This window comes from Flavobacterium sp. P3_A6 (assembly GCF_056403035.1).
This window is the reverse complement of sequence record NZ_JBFUGG010000004.1, coordinates 11859-35769: the sequence shown is the minus strand read 5'-3', so window position 1 is coordinate 35769 and position 23911 is coordinate 11859. Positions and strand designations below refer to the sequence as shown.

Annotated in this window: 13 protein-coding genes; 2 read left to right on the top strand and 11 right to left on the bottom strand. The window is 36.9% G+C overall.

Annotated elements, in window-relative coordinates; all coding sequences use genetic code 11:
• Nucleotides 1-2: 2 nt before the first annotated feature.
• The 6 genes from AC1DVP_RS05535 to AC1DVP_RS05510 all read right to left on the bottom strand — a co-directional run bounded on the left by AC1DVP_RS05535 (nucleotide 3) and on the right by AC1DVP_RS05510 (nucleotide 7800).
• Nucleotides 3-1547, bottom strand: coding sequence for a T9SS type A sorting domain-containing protein (locus AC1DVP_RS05535; RefSeq protein WP_477182541.1), 1545 nt, complete (start codon nucleotides 1545-1547; stop codon nucleotides 3-5).
• A gap of 188 nt (nucleotides 1548-1735) precedes the next feature.
• Nucleotides 1736-3019, bottom strand: a complete 1284-nt coding sequence (locus AC1DVP_RS05530) for a hypothetical protein (protein ID WP_477182540.1) — start codon at nucleotides 3017-3019, stop codon at nucleotides 1736-1738.
• 10 nt (nucleotides 3020-3029) lie between these two features.
• Nucleotides 3030-3197, bottom strand: a complete 168-nt coding sequence (locus AC1DVP_RS05525) for a hypothetical protein (protein WP_477182539.1) — start codon at nucleotides 3195-3197, stop codon at nucleotides 3030-3032.
• Nucleotides 3198-3262: 65 nt separating this feature from the next.
• Nucleotides 3263-4528 carry a hypothetical protein gene (locus AC1DVP_RS05520; RefSeq protein ID WP_477182538.1) on the bottom strand — a complete coding sequence of 422 codons (1266 nt, stop codon included), beginning with the start codon at nucleotides 4526-4528 and terminating at the stop codon, nucleotides 3263-3265.
• A gap of 70 nt (nucleotides 4529-4598) precedes the next feature.
• Nucleotides 4599-6116, bottom strand: a complete 1518-nt coding sequence (locus AC1DVP_RS05515; protein WP_477182537.1) for a hypothetical protein — start codon at nucleotides 6114-6116, stop codon at nucleotides 4599-4601.
• 52 nt (nucleotides 6117-6168) lie between these two features.
• Nucleotides 6169-7800 (bottom strand): O-antigen ligase family protein, encoded by a 1632-nt coding sequence (locus AC1DVP_RS05510; RefSeq protein WP_477182536.1) that lies wholly within the window; start codon nucleotides 7798-7800, stop codon nucleotides 6169-6171.
• Nucleotides 7801-8993: 1193 nt separating this feature from the next.
• Between AC1DVP_RS05510 and AC1DVP_RS05505 the strand changes: the two genes are divergently transcribed.
• Nucleotides 8994-18218, top strand: a complete 9225-nt coding sequence (locus AC1DVP_RS05505; protein WP_477182535.1) for a LamG-like jellyroll fold domain-containing protein — start codon at nucleotides 8994-8996, stop codon at nucleotides 18216-18218.
• A gap of 252 nt (nucleotides 18219-18470) precedes the next feature.
• Here the strand turns inward: AC1DVP_RS05505 and AC1DVP_RS05500 are convergent, their stop codons facing one another.
• The 3 genes from AC1DVP_RS05500 to AC1DVP_RS05490 all read right to left on the bottom strand — a co-directional run bounded on the left by AC1DVP_RS05500 (nucleotide 18471) and on the right by AC1DVP_RS05490 (nucleotide 20889).
• Nucleotides 18471-18854 carry a DUF4345 family protein gene (locus tag AC1DVP_RS05500; protein WP_477182534.1) on the bottom strand — a complete coding sequence of 128 codons (384 nt, stop codon included), beginning with the start codon at nucleotides 18852-18854 and terminating at the stop codon, nucleotides 18471-18473.
• A 123-nt stretch (nucleotides 18855-18977) separates the two neighbouring features.
• Nucleotides 18978-19925, bottom strand: coding sequence for an NADP-dependent oxidoreductase (locus AC1DVP_RS05495; protein ID WP_477182533.1), 948 nt, complete (start codon nucleotides 19923-19925; stop codon nucleotides 18978-18980).
• A 115-nt stretch (nucleotides 19926-20040) separates the two neighbouring features.
• The gene (locus tag AC1DVP_RS05490) at nucleotides 20041-20889 is read right to left on the bottom strand and encodes an SDR family NAD(P)-dependent oxidoreductase (protein ID WP_477182532.1); all 849 of its coding nucleotides are present in this window, start codon (nucleotides 20887-20889) and stop codon (nucleotides 20041-20043) included.
• A 75-nt stretch (nucleotides 20890-20964) separates the two neighbouring features.
• On the opposite strand from AC1DVP_RS05490, the gene AC1DVP_RS05485 reads away from it, so the two are divergent.
• Entirely contained in the window at nucleotides 20965-21549 is a 585-nt protein-coding gene (locus AC1DVP_RS05485) for a TetR/AcrR family transcriptional regulator (RefSeq protein WP_477182531.1), read from the top strand.
• A 478-nt stretch (nucleotides 21550-22027) separates the two neighbouring features.
• Here the strand turns inward: AC1DVP_RS05485 and AC1DVP_RS05480 are convergent, their stop codons facing one another.
• Together AC1DVP_RS05480 and AC1DVP_RS05475 are read right to left on the bottom strand one after the other, a co-directional pair.
• A complete protein-coding gene (locus AC1DVP_RS05480; RefSeq protein ID WP_477182530.1) occupies nucleotides 22028-23032 on the bottom strand; it encodes an NADP-dependent oxidoreductase in 1005 nt (334 codons plus the stop codon).
• A 21-nt stretch (nucleotides 23033-23053) separates the two neighbouring features.
• Nucleotides 23054-23911: a hypothetical protein gene (locus tag AC1DVP_RS05475; protein ID WP_477182529.1), complete on the bottom strand. Its 858-nt coding sequence runs from the start codon at nucleotides 23909-23911 to the stop codon at nucleotides 23054-23056.

Genomic DNA, 23911 nt, shown 5'->3' with positions numbered 1-23911 from the left:
TCTTATTTTTTAATTAAAATAGTTGTTTTTACTTCGTTGCCGTAAGTCAGTCGCAAAAGGTAGTAGCCTGTGGGTGCGTTTAGAGCCAGGGTTTTGGTTTGTTGCCCCGCGGCTAAGCCATTCCATTGTGTGGTATAAAGCAAATTACCATTTAAACTGTGTATGCTGGCTGTAATACTTGTAGTTTGTACCAAATCAAAACTCAAATCAAAACTGCTGCTAAATGGGTTGGGGTACACAGCTACTTTAGAGAGAATTTCGCTTGCTTGTGTAATCGCAGTTTGGGCTTGTTTTTTCTCTAGAATCAGATACATGGGGTTTTCGTTCTCCCGTTCCTTGATGTTATAGATTTGGAGGTTGCCTACCAGAAACAAGGATTCCTCGGTTTGCAATAATTGAAGTTTGGCTTCCTTAAATTCATAGCTGTTAAGACCTCCTTTATAAAAATGCTCGGTACGGTCTATTTTAGAATCGTGAAACAGGATGGCATCGTCATGGATTTTGGCGGTAAAGACGGCTGTATCGCCTTCGGTTTCTTTCCATACTCCTGCAAGTTCCTTACCGTCTTGCTGGAGGTCTATTTGTAACGGGGTTTTGCTGATGATGTTCTGCCCGCTAAAGTCATAACGCAATAAATATCCTGTATAGCCTCCGCTAATATTGCCTTTTATAGCTTGTTGTTTTACTTTAAGGAAGGTTTTAGGCATCTTGGGTTCGGCAATGGTAATTACCTCCGGGATGCTTGTAGAAACGGTTTTCGCCTGATTGGGGTTGGCATTTTCGGCCTCCGGTTCGGCTAATTCTTTTTCAGAATTTTTGAATCCCAATGCCGCCGATTTGTTGAGCCAGTATTTGGCTTTTTCTGTATCTATTGTTACACCATAACCATTTCGGTAACACAAACCCAGCATATACATAGCTGCAGTACTTCTTTTTTCGGCAGCCAACTCGAACAGTTGAATTGCTTTGGCATAATCTTGTGGAAAGCCAAAACCTTTGTAATGCAAGTACCCTAAGGAATAAATACAGCCCCCAATGCCTTTGTCTGCTCCTTGCTGGAATATGCTTATTGCTAAAGGATAATCTTGTAGAGTCCCTTTACCTTGCATCACCATTCCTCCCCAGGTATTCCATGCAGCATCATACCCTCCTTTTGCCGCTTTTTCAAAACAGCCTATGGCTTTTGTCTGGCTTTGGGTTGCACCAACGCCTTCTTTATACAATAATCCTAAATTGTACCAAGCCTTGGCATAGCCATTTTCAGCTGCTTTCTCGAACCAGTTGATCCCTTGCTGCTCATCTACTGCAACGCCTATTCCCTTGCTGTAAAGTAAACCAAGTCCGTTCATGGCTTCGGCATTGCCCGCTGCTGCCTGCTGTTGGTAAGTAGCCAGTGCAGCTGTAGGATTGTAATACTGGCTGCCCTCTATAAGCTGCATTCTGGCGGTCAACAACGCCTTTTTAGCATCCGGGGATTCTTGCGAATAGCCCAGCATACTGCCCAGAAGCAGCAATAGGCATACTCCTTTTTGTGTAGTTTTTTTCATTGATTTGTATTTAAAGGTTCCTCACCCCAGCCCTCCCCTTCGGGGAGGGAGCCGAGTCCTTCTCGGTTTGTGGTTTATTGTTAATTAATTCGTTGGATTCTTCTATTTTTTTGCTTTCTTTCAAAAAGTTGAGGCTTTTCCAGTTTCCGCTCCCTCTTCTCAGCTGCGAAATGTTCTGGGTGGGAATTCTACCAAGTCAGGACGCTTTTGGCGGCTGTGTTTTTAGATTTACTTTGTGCAATAATGACATCGAGTTGTTTTAGCAATTCGGGTTTTTCCTTTTCAACATCATGCACAAAAAAGACAGCTTCCTGGGTATGATATATCTCCAGCCTCTCTTTAGCCACCGATTTTCTCAATTCATAAACAGATAATTCGTTTAGTGTTTTATCCTTATCTAAACCGGTAGTTAAACCATCTACTTCCAGTTGCTCCCAATTTCTAAAAGCTATTTTTTTAGCTTCTTTTACATTTTTATTGAGCAGCCATTTTTGTACTTGATCTGCAGTTAGGATTAGGACGATATTATCATATTCAGATGGAACTGGTTTAGGAGCAGCAAGAGTTAATTTTTTGTCTTTATTCTCCGATTTAATACGTTCGAGTTGCCTGTATTTAAACAAAAGAGTGTCTGTCTGGCTTTTAGTAAGTTCCAGTTCTTTTTCGTATTTGATTACGGAAGAAAATTTATTGTCCATATAGCTGCCGTCAGATAATATGTTAGCGTGTGTCAAAAGAAACGGTTCACTAAGTGCTATTTTATTAGTCAAAGAATCTCTTTGGGTCTTATTATATCGTTCTGCTTTTTTGTCCAAAAAACCATTTTTGACAAAGTGGTAATTCAAAATTTCAACAAATTCAGTTTTGTCATTTTCATTAGTCACCAATTTGAGTTTTATAATTTTATCCCAATCATTTTTGGCATCTTCCATCGATTGCTCTTTGTAAATTAGTTTATGCAGCAATAGAAATTGCTCTTTAGACAAGATTTGGAATAGCTTATCATCATAAATCCAAATCGTTTCTTTAGCAGACATTTTTGAAACCTCCCCTAAAGAACCATTTTGCTTGCGTATTTCACTGATTTGTGCGGGATTTAATTTTAACTCAGTTGCAAATTTTAAGGCTGCCAGAAAGCGATTGTCTTTATTCATTTCATACTCATAATTCTCCAATTCTTCCTGAGATAAAATGGGTTTCAAAAAATTAATATTAATAGAATAATAGGATTTCAATGTAGAAACTGGCTTGCCATTAGTTAGGCTAACATTGGCCAAACGATCTTTCTCAAGAAGTTTGTTGGCAATTTGAATTTGTTTGTCTTCGGTCAAATTTATTTTTGAAACCACCTCCCCTATTTTATAAATAATGTGTGCAGGAAATCGCTTACTCAGGTTTTGACTTAGTTGTGCCTGACTCATAAAAGGGAGACACAGAATTGCCAGGAACAGTGTTTTTATTTTTGTTTTCATATGTTAATATTTATTGTTTTTTATCGGTCATACCTGTCTGCCGACAGGCAGATGTAATTGCTTCACCTGTTCGCTGTCGCTCGAGCCACATATCATCATTGGTGTTTATCTCATCGTCTACTATTTTATTTTGGTATTCGATGATTTTCAATTGCGACCAATTATCGGTTATGTTCATTTCATATTTGATATTGTTATTGAAATTGATGTTTCCTCTACGCTGTCTCTAATATGGAGGGAATCCTACCAGGTCAAGGCATTTTTGGTAGTTGTATTTTTAGATTTAGTTTGATTTATAATATCGAGTTGTTTTAATAATTCTGGTTTTTTCTGTTCGACATTCCATTTCATCAAAACGGCTTCCTGACTGTGATATATCATTTCCAGATCTCTGGCCATAAAGTATTTCAATTGATAAGTAGTCAGATCTTTAACCGTAGTGTCCCTGTCCAAATTATTGGTAAGACCTTCCGTTTTTAATTTTTCCCAATTCTTCATGGCCTCTTGATCCGCATTATCCTGGTTTTTAAATACGAGCCATTTATTTACTTGTTCTGAGGTCAGTATTTTGGCAATATTTTCATATTCTGTAGGTGAGTTAAGGGTTGATTTTCTTACTTTATTTTCAAAACGAATGCGTTCGAGTTGGCTGTATTTGAATAAAAGAGTATCAATTTGAATTTTAGTTAGTTGCAACTCTTTTTCTAATTTAATAATAGTAGTATACCTATTGTTTTTATAAATTCCATTAGATAATATATTGGCTCGTATTAAAACTGTAGGCTCTTGTAGTACTATGCTTTTTGTTACTGCTTCCATCTTATTATTGTCGTATTTTTCGGCTTTTTCATCCAGAATACTATTTTTGATCACGTAGTAATTAAAAATTTTAGTGAATTCGGTTTTCTCATTTTTCTCATCTACCAGTTTAAGTTGTTTTATTTTTGCCCAGTCTTTTTTGGCATCTTCTATCGATTGCTCTTTGTATACTGTTTGAATTAACAAAGCGTATTGCTCTTTTGAAAGAATCTTACTGAGATTAGTGTTATAAAAACCAAAAGTTTTTTTTATCGTCATTGGAGCAACATTGCCTAAGGAATCATTTTGATTGCGTATTTCGCTTAGCTGTGTTTTACTTAATTTTAGCTGAGTTGCAAATTTTAAGGCTGCCAAAAAACGATTGTCTTTATCTATTAGATACTTATAATCGTCGATTTCTTCTGCTGATAAAATGGGTTTCAAAAAGTTAGCATCAATGGTATAATATGATTTTAATTTAGAAACGGGTTCGCCATTGATAAGGCTAACATTGGCCAAACGATCTTTCTCAAGAAGCTTTTCAGCAATTTGAATTTGTTTGTTTTCAGTCAAATTTATTTTTGAAACTACATTCTCTATTTCATAGACAATGTGTGCAGGAAATCGCTTGCTTAGGTTTTTACTTAATTGTGCCTGACTCCTATGGGGGAAGTAGAGACAAATGCTTAATAATAGTAGTGTTTTAATCATTTTTTCCATATTTAGATGTTTGATATTATTATTGAAATTGCCATTGAAAAAATTTTATTTTATGGACCTTTTAAAACCAAGTTCTTTCGCCAGTATCATCTATTATAAAAGGACGTTCTAATCCTTTGCTATCACTGGCCAAGAATAACAGTAAGGCATTTTTAGGCACTTTGGTAAATAACATCGATTCTATGGCACTAGTCACCCCCTTAGTTTCAATGAGCTTCCAACCATTATTCCAATAGAATAGTTTATAAATTACTCCCAGTTTAAATCGCAGGTATTTATCTTTTTCGGCAATTACAACATCTCTGGTTTGTGTGACATCAGGAAGTAATACTTTTAGTTCTTTATTCTTATTTCCAACAACAACTGGAGCTCCCGCAGGAATAAATTTTCCGTTACTGTAATATTGCGGCAACAAAACAGTTCCTTTGCAAATGGAGTTAAAAAGAGTTTGCCCATTTTCTACCTTTCCCCACCAAAAAGGTCTCCAAACCAGTCCATTAAAAGTAGTTGCATACACAATTTTAGGTTGTGTGGTTGCTGGATATAATGGGCATTTTACATCCGTAGTTTCCCAGTAGTCTTTGGTCACATCGATATAATTTTGTTGTTGTAAAAATCCAACAGGGATATTGTTTTTGTCTTCAAAACTGGCTAGTGTATGGGGCTGCTTAGAATAAGTCATACGAAGGACTTTGGCAGGCTCCCTTTCTAAATTTTCACCAAAATATCTTGCTCCAAAATCGCAATTATAGGCTTGCATTGTATCATCAAAAAAAGTATCCATAAAATGACCTCCCGTGGATGTAGCCCAAAACGGAATTACATTTACCGCCGCAGGTATTCCCTGAGAGCGCATAGTAAACACACCCAAATCGGCAAGGTCTGGACAAGGCCCTTCTTTTCTAAATAGTAATTGCAAAGCACCAAGTCTCGGCAGGGGTTCTTTACGCGGATCTTTCCAAGTATTGGTAAACCAAAAGACATAATCATCTTTTAAAGAATATAAAACCGATTTGTATCCCTTGGTGGGGATTTGTTCGTTTATCCACTTGAATTTAGCAGCATAACCAGTACGCCAATCCTGCAAAGGTTCTTCGCTAACCCGATACGGCAAAATGTACTCGCAAAAATCATCAAAGGAGATATTCTTTATCGCAGAAGAATGCCAAACCACAAAAGCTTTTTCCAAATTTTGTATTAAGTAATCAGCCGTTATCACTTCAATGTCTTTGTAAATGACGGGTTTGGGTTTTAGTCCCGGATTTTTTTCCCTGATCGCCTCAAAAGCAGTTTTAGCTTGTTCAAAATCAGGATAATCCAACTCGCTATAGGCTATTTTTTTGCCAGCGGCATCTTCCCAATAATAATCGGATGACCAATGAATATCCATATTGGCAATCAAAAATTGCATCGCTTTTATTTTCAAAGAGTCGCCGGTTTTGTTGCTGTACTGCAATGCTTTTTCCAGTTCAGATCTATTGGCTCCTGCTTTTTTTAGAGCTGCTTCTACGGCTGCAGGATACTGAGCTTGCAGGAATAAGGGAAAGAATAGAAAAAGGATTTTAATGGAGTGTAACATATTTATTTGATATTAAAAAAATTGAAGATTGAATTTGATATAGTTATTGGAATTATTGCTTGTTCACTTTTTGGAAGGTAAGTTGCTTCAGTAAACTCCGGCAGATGTTTTTATACCGATCCACTTTTTCGGATGGGATTTTTGGTTTGAGAAGGATAATTTCCTGTGCTAGAGCAATTGCTTTAGAGGATTTTTTGTTTTTTAAATAGATTTCCAGTAACATCATTCGATATAAAAATTTGGAAGGATACAAGCCTATGAGTGTTTCGTATTGCTGAATGGCTTTTGGGTATTGATGCAATTTTTCATAACTCATTCCTGCTCCTATATAGATTTCTGGTAAAGTGCTCAATGCTTGTGCTTTTTTGAAACAAATTATTGCTTCTTGAAATTTTTGTGTTTTAAAATAAATACGCCCATAGTTTTCCCAATAATGGCTGTCTTCTTTTAAATAGGGTTCTAAATCAGGCATAATTTGAAGGGCTTGTCCATAATGTCCTGCTTCATTTAGGAATTTTGCTTTTTTGTTTTGTCTATCTGCCGTAGCTATTCCGAAAAGCAGGTATAACAAATACAGACTAATAGTGGTAATTACAATTTTAGAAGCAAAAGAAAAGACTTTGCTTCTTTTGATAAATGAAAGAAATCGAGGAAGTTCTATCGGGTCTAATGTGCTGCAAACAATAGCAGCATAAATGATTAACAAACACATTATAGGTACAATCTGTATGGTAGAATTAACCATCGACATCCCGATAAAAGCGACAACTCCTGCATAAGCTAAATGGAAATAACTATTTTTTGCTTGAGAAATAGCTTCAAAATTCAACTCATTTTGATTTGTTCTGTTTTTTTGTTTTACAGCAAAAAGAAGCGAACCGAAAAAGAGTGAAATCAATATCAAACCAATAATTCCTCCTTCGACTGCATTCTGTAATAACTCATTATGCGGCATAATTACAGGCCCTGCATTGGCTAGTTCTTCGGTGGTTGCTTTGCCGTTTTGAATGTAATTGACTTGGTATAAATTGTATTCTTTTTCAAAAAAACCATAGCCATAACCTGTCACGGGTTTTTCGGATGCCATAATTGCGGATACCTTCCAAATGAATTTTCTCCCATCAGCCGAAGCTTTTTTAGCGTTATACAATTGAGAACCTATTGGAATAATAATCAATAAACCCAGAATCAATATGGCTTTGGCGGAAGTGCTGTTTTTCTTATTTTTGAACCAATTGATGAATTGGTATTCTAAACCATAGAAAACAATGATGGATAAAACAGTCCCAATAAAAGCGGCTCTGCATTTGAGTAATAATAAGGAGATTAGTATAGAAAGAAAACCTGTCAGCACTATTTTTTTATATTTGCCCTGAAATAAATGCAAAAACACAGGAACTGYCAAAGCTAAAAAGATGGCAGTAACATTAGGATTGTTCCAACTGCCTGTAACAGCAAAGAGTCTGCTTTGACTTTTGAATCCTCCTAAAAATTGCGTGATGCAGTAAACAGATTCTACCGATGCAATTACTGCAATGCTGACAAAAAACAGCTCAAATTTGAAGTTGGGAGTACTAAAAAGTGTGGTTGCTTTAAGAAGCAAAAAATAAAGTACAACAATGTAAATGGCAAAACGAGTGTTCCAGTATTGGTGAAATAATGTATTAGAATATAAAAACAACATAATCCGAATAAAAGAAGAGGTAATTTAAAAATAACTACCTCACTATCATATACGTACAAACAACATGAAGTAATTACAAAAAGTAAAGCAGTTATGCAGAACCCATAATAAGCAGCAGAAGTGGAACTATAAAAACACACAGTATTGACAAGTCCTGCTATAATGATAATGACAAGTAAAACCTTTAATAAATTGGATAATAGAATAGTTGTTTTGAACATTATTTTGAATTTGCTGATTGTGATTTAATTATTAAATTTTAGTAGTATTTTTAATAATTATTTGCAAATTATAATTTTGTTTAAGCAAAACCATTCTGAACTGTTTGTTAAAAATACACTTTCAACAAAGAAAAACACACAACTATTTATTTTACAATTAATTAGCACTAAAAACAAATAAGAAAAATATGTAATTTAATCTAATTCTTAGTTTTGATTTAGTAAACTCTTTGTGGAATTAAGGATTGAAAATTACAATCTGGAAGGGGAAAAAGGAACTGCCCAAATTTGAGTAAAAGAATCAAAAAACGGAAAAATAATCCGTCAGGAACAAACCAATAAAACTATTAAATAAAATTTATAAACTACTTAATAAGGAGCAACTAATCCTTATTTCAAAAACAGGAAATCGAGATGATTTCCTGTTTTTTTTGCACTGATTTTATTTTTTATAAAATAAAACGTCAAATCAGGTAACTTTTTTTGAAGATTGTCTTTTTCCTTTGACCAAATCAGTATTAAAACAATAGTTCTTTTTTTACATACTTACCTAAATAATTAAAAAATTAACAATCAATTACATTTAAAATTATTTTAAGTGTTTTTTTATTATTAAAAAAAACAAAAAAACACAATTACATCAGCATGGTTCAGAACAGTTAGATGATTTTAATGCTATAATTTTGTTTGACTACTAAAGACGATATCGGCACATAGTCTTTTAAAAGTCAAAACATAAAAAAATTGCCTATGACAGAATAAGAAATACAAAACCTAAACAAACTTGCTATTATGTCAATTGTATATCAAGGGCAAGTATACTTAATTAAGAATACAATTTAATTTAATACTAATATTTTGTATTTCTCTAAACGACCTGAACAATACAGTTTCCTACCCTTTTTATATAGTAAAAAATCTAAGGTTAAATTATATTAATTACCACAAAAATTATATCTAAAAAATAAACCAATGAAAAAAATTTACTCCATATTTCTGTATGGAACCTTGTTGCTGATTCTCGGGTTTACCCAGCAGATTTCGGGACAACAACCGTTCATACATCCGGGTATCCCTTTTACCCAGACCGATTTGGATCAGCTGAAGGTCAATATTACCAAGGAACCTTGGCTTTCGGCTTACAATGCATTTAAAAATGACTCAAGATCTAGATTAGATTATTGGATGCGGGGTCCCTTTGCTTCGGTTAGCCGTGCTCCAAATTTAAATAACGACCAATGGAAGAGCGATATGATTGCCATACATAACTTAGCATTTATGTGGTGGTTTACCGGCGATACTGCTTATGCACGCAAAGCTACTGACATGCTCGATGCTTGGGCAGTAACCAACACCAGCTGGGACGGTAATGAATCTATGCTTGATATTGGAGACTACGCCCAATTCTGGGCTACAGGAGCCGAAATACTCCGCTATACTTATCCTGGCTGGACCCAGGCAAATACTGAACATGTAGAAAAGTATTTTTCTCAGGTGTTATTCCCTACTTCCTTTGTACCTTATCCATTACGCGACCAGAACAAAGGTGCTATTCAGCTAAAAATAGCTCTGGGCGCAGCGATTTTTTGTAATGATGTTACTAAATTTAATCAAGCGATAGAAGTCTACAGAATGGACGCCGGTGGAGGGATGCGCAACTCATTACCCAATGGCGAAGTTGGAGATACAGGCCGGGACGACCACTGGCGCGTGCAGGTTGCAGCTTTAGCTTGGGGTGCAGAAGTAGCATACAAACAGAACGTAGACATGTTTTCCGAGTTAGACAATCGCGTATTGGCTATCGGCGAATTATATCATAAATATGCCTTTGATGGAGCTACAATGACCTATATCCCCTTTGGAGGTTATGCAAGTTATTGGACTGGCTGGGGGATTCAACCCGGAGCAAGAGTGGGTGATATGACCAATCTTATTTATAGTGCTTATAATGTTCGAAAAGGGATCCCAACTCCTAATACCGACAGAATGCGAACTGCGTTGGGTGGTGCCGGAGGTGATTTCTTATATCTAAAATCGTCGGATACTTCTACCGCAGTTAGTTTACCCCCTGTGTTTTATCCTGCCGATCATGTGCAGCCGGTGAGCAACCTGACCCATATAGACATCGGTAATACAGGACTGGCAGGCAGTGCTTCGTTAAATAACGGAGTGTGGACTCTTAAAGGTGCAGGAACTTCAACCAGTAGTGCCTTTAGTTTCAATTTCAAAAAAGTTAACGGAGATACCGGTCTCGTAGTAAAAGTGGATAATATGTCGCTCACTACCGGAGGCTGTGGCGTAATGTTACGCGAATCGCTGGAGCCTGGTTCTCGTTTTTGGGATATTTATCTCGGGGCGAACGGCGGTGTCGGAAGACACTGGCAACCAAAAGCACCTTGGTGGTTAAAAATTGAACGTGTGGGCACCAGGATATTTACGTATCATTCTCAGGATGGTGTCAACTGGACCAATATTGGTTGTGCCTATTCTGCAACAGGTTTTCCAACTGATTTGTATGCGGGATTTTATACCGTCTCAAATAATGCATCGGTACAGAACACTGCCACGTTCAGCAATGTGGCATATAGCCAAACTGCAGCTGCAGGATCTCCGGAAATAAGCAGTATGACATCTGTTAACGGCACTCTTGGAACTACATTTAATTATGCTATCACTGCCAGCGGTACCCCTACAACTTATAGTGCAGCAGATTTACCTGCTGGCTTGACTTTAGATTCAATTACAGGTATTATTTCCGGTACACCAACGACTATAGGAAAAACAGTCGTTACTTTGGGTGCTACAAATGCCAATGGCACTGGAACTACATCGCTGGTTATCAATATAAGCAACAGTGCGGCACCGACTATGCCATCGAACTTAGTGGCAAACATTGTTAACTCTACGCAAATCAACCTTTCTTGGACAGCTCCTTCTGGTGCCACCAGTTACACAATAAAACGTTCTCTTTCAGCCGGTGGCCCATATACTATCATACAATCTGGCATAATCGGTACATCTTATGTAGATGCAATGCCAGAGCCGGAAGTAAACAATTATTACGTAGTGACGGCGTTAGCTGGAGAACTGGAAAGCGAAATTTCAAATGAGATTTTTGCATCAGTTCCACCGGCAGTACCTTCTAAACCTGTCGTTGTTAACAAAGACCAACAAATAGATCTAAGCTGGGAACTGGCTTCAGGAGCTAAAACCTATAATGTGAAACGAAGTCCAGCCATGGGTGGTCCATATACCACTATTGCTTCCGTTACATCAAACACTTACTCAGACATCAATCTTACTAACGGAAATGCTTACTATTACGTAGTTTCTTCGGTTGGTAATACCCAAGAAAGCGGGAATTCACCAGAAACTTTCGGAGTTGCTGGTTCAAATACCATTACTTGGAGTCCCACCCCATCATCAGCAATCTGGAATCAGGCGTCTAATTGGTTGGAAGACGCAGTACCTACAAGTCCTGCCATTATGACTTTCAACGCTTCAGCAGAAAGTACTTTAACCAATGACATGACTGGTCTGGAAATTTCCAGAATACTTTTTGGTTCTGATGCCAACTCCTATACCATTGGAGGAAATGGGATTACTTTGAAAAGCGATCTTGTTAACAATTCTGCAAGTTATCAAACCATAACTACGCCAGTGAATCTAAACAGCCAATTGAACGTGAATACCAATACCGAGGGTATAAATCTTTCAGGAAGTATAACTGGTACGGGAAGTCTTCTAAAAACCGGAAGCAGACTCCTGTTTATCTCAGGGGCTAATACTTACTCGGGCGATACAACTATTAACGGAACTATCGGTGGCTGGCCTCCACAAAATGGAATTGGAATAGCTGGCACTGGAACGGGAACTCAAAGCATACCAACTGCTGGTCCTTTAGGAACTGGAAAAATTATCATGAATGGAGGTTCATTATACTCTGAGTCGGGAGATGCTACCATTTACAATGATATTGAAGTAACTTCGGGGAAAAAAAGCTACATGTATGAAACCAGCTGGGCGCTGAACCTAAGAGGAAGGCTTATTGGCAGCGGTACATTGGAACACGATGGAAATACCTATGCCGGTTTACATCTTTTGGGAGATAACAGCGGCTTTACAGGAACATTTATATCGAAACTGCGTAGTGGTAATCAACGAGTACGTTTTGAAGTACCGGAATCAGGAAGTGCCAAAGCACATTGGCTGCTGGATGCAAATGGCGTGGATTGCCACAGTCTCCAGTTTCAAACAGGTACGCTGCATTTTGGAGGACTTTCAGGAAGAGGTTATCTGCGTAACAACGTAGGAGGTTCTCCGATAATCAGTATCGGTGCTTTAAATACCAATTGTTATTTTTCAGGAACCTTTGCTAATTTTCTTAATGTAGAAAAAGTAGGGACTGGCGACTTGGCTTTTGGCGGGAATCATACCTATGGTGGTACCACCACAATTAAAAAAGGAAGATTCCTTTTAGGTAATAACCCAACCTCTGGTGTTTTTGTCAGCCCGGTAATTGTAGAAGAGGGAATATTTGCAGGATCAGGAAAAAGTACAGCTCCAGCCACTATCGGAACTGGATCAGGACCAGGTGCTATCCTTGAACCAGGATATCTGGGAATAGGTACACTTACTATAGGAGCACTAACCCTAAATGCAGATGCCACTTATAAAGGAGAAATTAATCTGGATACTGCCATTGGAGACAAAATCAATGTAACTAGCGTAAACTTGGTTAACAGTCCAAAATTAACCATAAGCAGTATTGGAAGTACATTACCATCTGGAACAGCATATACGCTTATTGATAATACAGGGACAGTAGCTATAACAGGAACCTTTAAGGATTTACCGGAAATGGCCATACTTAACATAGGTGGTTATAATCTACGCATCACCTATAAAGGAGGAACAGGTAATGATGTACAGTTATTAGACGACCGTACCCTACCGGTTGTTATTACTAGTTCAGCAGTAGAAACTACGTTGCTAAACAAACCATTTACTTATACTATTACAGGTATCAAATCCCCGACCAGCTTTAATGCTACTGGATTGCCTGCTGGTTTAAGCATTGACATCACTACGGGTGTAATATCTGGAGTACCAACAGCATATGGTATTTTTCCTATTAGCTTAACAGCTTCCAACGGCAGTACAACAGGTACTCAAACTTTAGCTTTGACAGTACAAGATATTGTAGTAAACAATGTAATAGTGGCATCAGGTGACACTAAAAACATTATTGAATGGGAACCTATTCAAAATCTCAGCTACAATATTAAGCGTTCAACTACTTCTGGAGGTCCTTATACGACCGTCGGAACTGTTACTGGAACAAAATATACTGATACAGCTGTTACTAACGGTAGTACTTATTATTATGTAGTTTCTTCTGTTGATACTATTGCGGAAAACCCTAACAGTGCCGAAGTGGTTGCAACACCTAATATCGGGCAAATTACTTACCTGAAATTTGATGAACAAAGCGGAACACGCGGCATTGACAATTGGGGTGCAAACCACGGAACATTAGCAGCCACTGCAAGCCGTAGCTCAGGTAGAAACGGACAAGCACTTAAATTGGACGGAACTGCTAGCTCTTATGCTAGCTTACCTACTGGAATTGTTAGCACTTTAGCTGACTATTCGATAACAGCATGGGTAAATATGGATGAGTTGGCTAACTGGATGCGAGTTTTTGACTTTGGAACCGGAACATCTAAGTATATGTTTTTATCCGCTCAGGCAGGAGCATCAGGTCAGGTACGTTTTGCAATTAAAAACGGTGGAACAGAACAAGGGATGACGTATAATTATACTACTCCTCTTAAAACCTGGACTCACTTTGCAATTACCCAATCTGGAAGTACTTGTAGCATGTACATTAACGGAGCGTTAGTTGCAACTAATACTGCCGTAACTATTAAACCGTCTGACTTGGGAAGCACTAATCAGAACTATTTGGGTAAATCTCAATGGCCTGACCCTATGTATAAAGGTGCAATTGATGAGTTTAAAATATATAGCAGATCTTTAAGTGCAACTGAAATTGCAGGAACTTATCAAAACCAAACGATAACGCTGAATTCTATTGCTCAAAAAGTAATGGGTGATGATGATTTTGACCCTTCTGCTACCACTTCTTCAGGGCTTCCTGTAACTTATAGCAGTTCAAACGAATCAGTGGCGACTATTGTAAATGGTAAAGTTCATGTTGTTTCTACCGGAACTGCAAATATTACTGCTTCTCAAGCAGGAAACAGCGTATACTGGCCAGCAGCTTCACAAGCAAAAGTTTTGACAGTTGTTCTTACAAACGACACACAACTCACTACTTTGATTGGTAAACCATTTACTTATACCATTAGTAACAAAGCCTTAAGCAATTTTACTGCAACAGGTTTACCTACTGGTTTAACTGTTGACAGTGTTACAGGTATAATATCGGGTACTCCTACACAATTCGGTGTTTTTACTGTAACCTTAACTGCGGCTAACGGCAGCATTACAGGTACACAAATAATCACTTTAACAGTACAAAATATTGCAATAAGCAATGTTACCGTGGCATCTGGTGATACTAAAAACATCATCGAATGGGATCCTATCCAGAATTTTAGCTATAACATTAAACGTTCTACCACTTCAGGTGGACCTTATACTACTATCGGAAATACTGCCAATACAAAATTTACCGATACTGCAATTAGCAATGGTACTATTTATTACTATGTGGTTTCTTCTGTTGATGGTAGTACGGAAAATTCTTCCAGCACAGAAGTGGTGGCAACTCCTAATACAGGACAGCTGACCTACCTGAAATTTGATGAGGCAAGTGGAACACGCGCTATTGACAACTGGGGAGGTAATCACGGAACATTGGCCGCCACAGCTGCTAGAGATGCAGGTAAATACAGTCGGTCACTTAAACTGGATGGAACAGCCAATGCTTATGCTACGTTGCCAACTGGAATTGTAAGTACACTAAATGATTTTACCATATCATCATGGGTAAAAATGGATGCTTTGGCTAACTGGATGCGCGTTTTTGACTTCGGCACAGGAACATCAAAATATATGTTTTTATCCGTTCAAACGGGAAGTACAGGTTCGATTCGTTATGCTATTAAAAATGGAGGCTCAGAACAGGGTATTACCTATAATTTTACCACCCCGCTTAACACTTGGACACACTTTGCAGTTACCCAGTCAGGAAATACTTGTCGTATTTATATAAATGGAACTTTAGTAGCAACGAATACCGGTATCACTATAAAACCTTCAACGATAGGTAGTACCAATCAAAACTATTTGGGTAAATCTCAATGGCCTGATCCAATGTTTAAAGGCTCAATTGATGAATTTAAAATTTACAACAAAGCTTTAAGTGCCACTGAGATTGTCGAAAGTGCTAAATCAAGTCAGACTATTGCTCTTAAAACGACTTTACAAAAAGAAATGGGCGACGCTGATTTTTCTCCTGCAACAGCAACTTCAGGACTGGCAGCTAGTTATACCAGTTCAAATATAGCTGTAGCAAGTATAGTAGACGGAAAGCTGCATATTGTTGCTCCCGGAACCTCAACTATTACCGCTTCGCAGGCAGGAAATACAGGTTACAATGCTGCACCAACGCAGACGCAAGTTTTAACAATAGTAAAAAAAGAACAAACTTTTAGTTTTGCTTCAATTGGAGCTAAATCTATCAGCGATGCTGATTTTGATGCTGGAGCAGCTGCCTCTTCAGGGCTTCCTGTAACATATAGCAGTTCAAATACCTCTGTAGCAACAATTGTAGATAACAAAATTCATATTATAGCTGCAGGTTCTGCTGTTATCACTGCTTCACAAGCAGGTAATGACATCTACAATGCTGCAACTTCAGTTGCACAACCGCTAACCATTAATAAGACGTATTATTTAGATACTGATCGTGATGGTTTTGGATCAACTACCAGTGCTTTATTTACGGTAAATGAAGCCCCTGAAGGTTATGCTACCACCAATACCGATTGTAATGATAACGATGCAACTGTTCATGAGCCAATTCAATATTATACAGATGCCGACAAGGATGGATTTGGATCGACTGCAGCAGCAATGTTGTGCTCATCTGTAGCTCCTGAAGGATACGCTACGAACAATAGTGATTGTAATGATAATGATGCGACTGTTCATCAGCCAATTCAATATTATGTTGATGCCGATAAGGATGGATTTGGATCGACTGCAGCAGCAATGTTGTGCGCGTCTACTGCTCCTGAAGGATATGCTGCCAACAACACCGATTGTAATGATAGCGATGCAACTGTTCATGAGCCAATTCAATATTATGCAGATGCCGATAAGGATGGATTTGGATCGACTACAGCAGCAATGTTGTGCTTATCTGTAGCTCCTGAAGGATACGCTACGAACAACACTGATTGTAATGATAATGATGCGACTGTTCATCAGCCAATTCAATATTATACAGATGCCGATAAGGATGGATTTGGATCGACTGTAACAGCAATGTTGTGCGCGTCTACTGCTCCTGAAGGTTATGCTGCCAATAATACCGATTGTAATGATAGTGATGCGACTGTTCATCAGCCAATCCAATATTATGCAGATGCCGACAAGGATGGATTTGGATCGACTGTAACAGCAATGTTGTGCGCGTCTACTGCTCCTGAAGGATATGCTGCCAACAACACCGATTGTAATGATAGCGATGCGACTGTTCATCAGCCAATTCAATATTATGTAGATGCCGACAAGGATGGATTTGGATCGACTGCAGCAGCAATGTTGTGCGCATCAATAGCTCCTGAAGGGTATGCTGCAAACAACACCGATTGTAATGATAGCGATGCGACTGTTCATCAGCCAATCCAATATTATGTGGATGCCGACAAGGATGGATTTGGATCGACTGCAGCAGCAATGTTGTGCGCATCAATAGCTCCTGAAGGGTATGCTGCCAACAACACCGATTGTAATGATAGCGATGCAACTGTTCATCAGCCAATTCAATATTATGTGGATGCCGACAAGGATGGATTTGGATCCACCGTAACAGCAATGTTGTGCGCGTCTACTGCTCCTGAAGGTTATGCTGCCAACAACACCGATTGTAATGATAGCGATGCGACTGTTCATCAGCCAATCCAATATTATGTGGATGCCGACAAGGATGGATTTGGATCGACTGCAGCAGCAATGTTGTGCGCATCAATAGCTCCTGAAGGATATGCTGCCAACAACACCGATTGTAATGATAGCGATGCGACTGTTCATCAGCCAATCCAATATTATGTGGATGCCGATAAGGATGGATTTGGATCCACTGTAACAGCAATGTTGTGTGTATCTGTTGCTCCTCAAGGGTATGCTGCCAACAACACTGATTGTGATGACAGCAAAATTTTATATGCTGATAACGATGGAGATGGATTAGGTTCAAATACTCTTACAGCCTGTGGTGTAACTAACCATACGGATTGTGACGATACCAATGCGATTCAATTGACCGCAACGATTCCAAACGTGTATGCCCTTAATGCTGCTGTTGACGAAAAAAACACCATCTATATTGGATATGGCCCAACATCCCTTAGTATTACAGCGACTCCAGCTGGAGGAACAGCTCCTTACACTTATTTATGGAGTACAAACCAGACAGCGCAAGCCATCTCGGTATCAGATGCAAGAACATACACTGTGATAATAACTGATGCTAAAGGTTGTCTAACAACAGCTTCTATCGTGATTAAAACGATAAATGTACAGTGTGGCAACTCTAATGATAAAGTTATGGTTTGTCATAATAATAAAGAAATTTGTGTGAGTTCCAATTCAGTTCAATCGCATTTGAATCATGGTGACAAACTAGGTTCTTGCACAGCTTCGGCTAAAATAGAAAGCAAAAACAGTGATAAAACCTCAAATAGTATAGAAAATCAAAATACTGCTAAAGGCGTAACCGTTTATCCTAATCCTGTTACCAGCCTATTGAACATAAAAGTAAGTGAAGTCCGCAGCGGTGATACACTTGAACTATACAATTCATTAGGAATGAAATTGCAGTCCCAAGCTTTGACCAGTACTTTAGAAGTGATGTCTTTGGATAAATTGCCTACCGGAATGTATTTCTTGAACATCAAAAATGGTAATGAAATTATCGTGAAAAAGATTATCAAAGAATAAATAATTATCTAAAAACAAAACCGTCTCTTGTTCAAAAACTTGAGGCGGTTTTTTTGTTTTCGGTAAAGTGGTCAAATTGCGGTTAAGTGGCCAAGTAAATATATTCCGCAATTTCTATTAATTCCAATGCTTTGAGAGAGCTGTTCATCTGTCAAATAATTTATCAGCTCTGGCCAATTGTGAATTTCAGGCATTGAGAACTATTCCTAATAGAACTTCGTTTTTATTTTCAATTATTTAAGTAAACGCTTTTTATTTTTTAGAAGCATCTAATTGTTTTGAGGCAAAAAACATTACAACAACTATATACAATTCTGTTATAACTGCCGGTAATAAATCATTTGTCCAGCCGTCAAATAGTACACTAATAATTCTGCAAGTGAGTATTACAGCTATTAGCAATAAAGAGGCTTGATACCAAGTTTTGTTTTTGGTGATTAAACCCATAAGCATTATTAAACCTCCACCAATAAGCATACCGCCTATGGCTCCTCTAAATGTACTATAAGTCATTATGCCTAATGGTTTAATGCCATATAAATCAAAAGTATTTAAAGGAGCAAATACATTTACTGCACCTAATACAAACAAAGGGACAATCCCCAGTACTACTAAAATATTGATTATTTGTTTCATTTTTTAATTTTAAAAAATTACTCATATATCTAAATGATGGTTTCTATTATTTGTATTAAAAACCATTGTCGAGATATATGCGAAAAATTATTAGGATAACTTTATTTTGGGGTCTGCCTGTTCTTAAATATTCACTACAATTTTACCAACAGTTCTGCCTTTTTCTAAATACAAATGCGCATCGCCCATTTGGTCAAAAGTGAATGTTTTAAAAATATGTGATTTTAGTATTCCTTTTTCCATTAGTTGTGAAAGTTGCAACATGTTTTCACCTGATGACTGTACAAGTAGAAATGATAAATTCACATCTTTTGATTTTGCTTTTTCAAGCTCTTCATTAGAAAGATTGCTAGATGCAATTGAAACAATTGTTCCGCCTTGTTTTGTTATATCTAATGATTTTAAAATAGTATCTCCTCCAATGGTATCTAACACAAAATCAACATCTGAAACTATGTCTTGAAAATTTTCTGTTGTATAATCTATATGTTTATCTGCTCCATTTTGTAAAACAAATTCTCTGTTTTTTGCTGATGATATACCTATTACATAAGCTCCAAAATGTTTAGCAATTTGTGTGGCATAGTGTCCAACCCCGCCCGACGCTCTGTGAATTAACACTTTGTCTCCTTTTTTTACATTCCCTCTTTCTACCAAAGTTTGCCAAGCCGTAAGAGCTGCAAGTGTAGCCGATGCTGCTTCTTGATGAGAAACATTTGTAGGCTTTAAGATTAAATGTGCTGATGGTACTGCAACAAATTCTGCATAAGCATTTCCTTTTCCTGGGAAATTTGCCATTCCAAAAACGGCATCACCAATTTTGAAATCGGTTACGTCATCACCAACTTCAACTATTGTTCCTGACAAATCCCAACCAATAATCGCGGGTCTGTCTGCGCCAAGAATCCAATTCAGCGCTCCATCATTTGACCTTACTTTATAATCAATTACATTTACACTTAATGAAATTGTTTTTACCAAAACTTCATTACTTTTAATAGTTGGCTTTGAGGTTTCTATATATCGTAGATTATCAACACTGCCTGCTTCATTTAATATTATTGCTTTCATTTTTTTAATTATTTTAACTTTATTGATTTATTTGTTTACAGTGAATACTTTGATTATTTATTTAATTGTTTAAGAATATTTTTTTCTAAAATTCCGTAAGCAAAGGTCCAAATTCCTAATTTTTGGTATATCGTTCCGCAGGTTGACCAGTTTGTGAACCTTGCATTAATTTTATACGGGCATCTTCGTAAGCATCAATTAGATTTTGATCATTTACAGACGGATGTGTCAGTAATTCGCCTTTATCTAGTCCAGAAAGAATGGCATCAACACAATTTTCAGATGTCATTATTGTCGACTGTTCCAATGCAGATAGTGGAACGCCACCAACTTCCCATATTTCTGTTGCAGTTGTTGCAGGATTTACCAACTGAACATGAATATTTGTTCCTTTTACTTCTTCTTGTAACCCTTTGGTATACTGAACTACAAACCCTTTTGTACCACTATAGATAGCACTTATAGGTAAGGAATAAAATCCAAGTACCGAAGCTATATTAATTAAAGTACCTTCATTTCTCTCTAAAAACTGCGGTAGAATAGCACCAGATAATAGCATTAACGCAGTTACATTTACATTTACCATCTCCTTTTGTTTCATCACGCTAGTCTTAGTAACGGACGTAAGTGTAGAAGTACCTGCATTGTTAATAAGCAATGTTATACTCTTATCATTTCTTAACACTTCAGCTACTTTTTCTAAATCTGTATCTAAACCTAAATCCGCAACTAAGTTGGTTACCTTAATTCCGTACTTGCCTTCTAATTTTTCTGCCAGTACATCTAATCTGTCCTTACGGCGTGCTACCAATTTTAAATCGTAACCACGTTTTGCTAATCTTTCGGCAAATACCTCACCTAAACCTGACGATGCACCAGTTACTACCGCAGTCCCCATTTTATTTTTTTCTTTCATTTTGAAAATATTTAAATTGTGTTTGTTTTTTTTAGATGTTATGTCCATAACATGTAAACCAATCTGTTTACATGTTGCAAATGTAAACTAAACGGTTTACATTTGCAAGAAATTTTTTTATTCATGGAAAAAAAAATAAATCAAGTTTCAAAATCCCAAAAAAGGGACGAAATGATTAAAAGTGCATATGACATTTTTTACAAGAACGGTTTTCATGCCACCGGCGTAGACGCCATCGTTGATAGTACTGGAATATCCAAACGAACACTTTACAAACACTTCACATCAAAAGAGGGGCTGATTATTGCTACCCTTAATTATTACCACCAAATCACGTATAGAGCAATAAGCGATTATATAGAAAAATCTACATTAGACAAACCAGTTGATAAGGCTTTAATGATTTTTGACTTTCTTGTTGAGCTAGTGGATGCTGGTAATCTTAACGGTTGCTTTGCAATGAATGCAAAAACAGAATATGCCCATAAGGCAATAGAAATAGAATCAGCCTGTGATGTCCATACTAATGCACTAAAGGGACTCATTGAAAAGTATCTAGTAGAGGCAAAAATTAAAGAAAGTGAATCGCTGGCTATTCAGGTTATCATGTTATTTGAAGGTGCAATTCTGCGAAGCAAAGGGACTGAAAGTTCGTTACCAATTAAATTAGCAAAGTCGGCAGCTAAAGTAATTTGTAGTCAATCTTAATGTGGTTTTATGAAATCCTATAAAATTTGAGAAAACGCAATAATTATTGTGAATGTAATTACATTATGGTGATTATTATTGATCTCATTTTTGGAGTTGATACCTTTTTTTCCGCAAAAAGTTAAGGCATTTAAATTTATTATTAAATCAATTTTGTACGTTTTAAATTTTGTGACAGAATCGTGGCACATTGCTTTTTATAAAAATAAAAACTTAGCATTGACAAGCCGTTCCGACTTCAGGTTCGAATATATTAAAATAACCATATCTCTAAAAATCTTAATATCTACTATACATTTTCTTTAGATAATTGCAATTAAAACACAAAGAGGAGATTTCCTAGAAGTTATATGAATTGTTATATTTATCAGAGTAAGTATAATTGACAAATACCTTCCTATATTTATTTGCAACTAAACTGAAATCTTTTCAGAGACTGACTTTAGCAAACTTTAACGAAAACCCCACACATACAGAACTACTTTACTTTAACAACAACTTTCCCTTTAGACCGACCAGTTTCAACGTAAGACAATGCTTCATTGGTTTGCTCAAAGGGAAACACTTTATCAATGACCGGTTTAATAATTCCTGCTTCTATTAGTTTGGTTATTTCTCCCAATTGTTTTCCTTCTGCTTTCATAAACAGGAATTTAAAAGATACATTCCGTTTCTTTGCCTTTTTTCTTGCACTAAAACTTAATAGGTTAATCACCAATTTTAAAGGCCAAGACAAACCAAGTGCATCGGCAAATTCAGGTGTTGGTGGTCCGACTAGAGAAATTAATTGTCCGCCAGATTTTAAAATACGTAATGATTTTTCAAGAATTTTTGAATCTTTATTGCTGTGCAATACCAAATCGTAGTCTTTCAATTTGTTTTCAAAATCTTCGGTTTTGTAATCAATAATTAAATCTGCACCAAGGCTTTTTACTAAGTCTATATTTTTTGAGCTTGTAGTTGTTGCTACAAAAGCACCTAAATGTTTTGCTAATTGAATAGCGAATGTACCCACGCCACCCGAACCTGCTTGAATAAAGACTTTTTGACCTTTTTTAATTTTTCCTATTTCTACAAGTGCCTGCCAAGAAGTTAAACCAACCAACGGAATAGAACCAGCTTCATCCATTGATAGATTTTTGGGCTTGAATGCTACATCATTTTCATTAATAGAAATGTATTCAGCATAAGTACCCAGATGATGATCGCCTGAACTAGAATAAACTTCATCTCCAACTTTGAACTTACTAACTTTTGAACCCGTTTTTATGACTATACCTGCCACATCACGTCCCAATAGAAAAGGCGGTTTCATGGGTAGAAAAAGTTTGAAATCCCCATTTCGTATGAGTAAATCTATCACATTAACACCTGCCGAATGTACTTGTACCAATACATCATTTTCATTTACAGTAGGTTCAGCCCAATCCGTTAAATGTAATCTTTCTTTTTTACCGTATTTTTTTACTATGAATGCTTTCATCAGTTCTGTTTTTTACTTTAATTATTGAATTTGTTTACCATCTTTTACAAAGGTGATTGTTTCAAAAACATCATAAGCATCAACTGCTGAACAGTAGGCAGCAATTCTGTCAGAAAGTTTTTTAATTACTTCGCTTTTAAAGAATTTTTCCATTTCACTTTTATTTGCGAAACCAAGCATAATAGAAGCTTGAAACTGATCTGCCTTATCATTGTCATGGGCTACATTTGGAGTGTTCCATTGTTTTTGTTTCCAGGGATTATAAACTTTATTTCTCAATTCTTTAAGCATTCCAGTATTGGCAAGTATAGGCGTAAATTCGTCATTTATAAACTTTTTAAAATCGGTATCGCTTACACTGTCCTTTTTTCTAAAAAAAACCATTGCATTTGCTCCAATTTTAGTATCAGTGTCTGCTACTTTGTACCAATAAGAATGAGGAAAAGCGGCATAAAGAATGGTTCGTTTAAACAAATTTACTTCATCGGTATAAGCCAATTTATTTTGTTTTTTACCTCTAAATAGTGAAAATAGATTTTTTAATGTAACATCAGCTACACCATCAATTTTACGATTTTGAGGAATGTTCGTTTCAACGCCACTAATTGCTGGCCATAAACCTGTATTGTTTTCTGCAAAATGTATTTGACGGTATTCCAAGAGTCCTTTATTTGCAGAAATTATCTTTGAATGTGGTCCTTTCCAACGGTTCATTCCATCTTGACGCGATTTATCTGTCCGCATCCATAATAATATAGATGAAGATATATGCTTTTCTGATTTTACATTTGTTGCAACCTTTAGAGGTTTTGCCCTTTGAGCATTAACATCAAATAATGCAACTATACTCAAGATAATTCCTAATGATATATTTTTCAT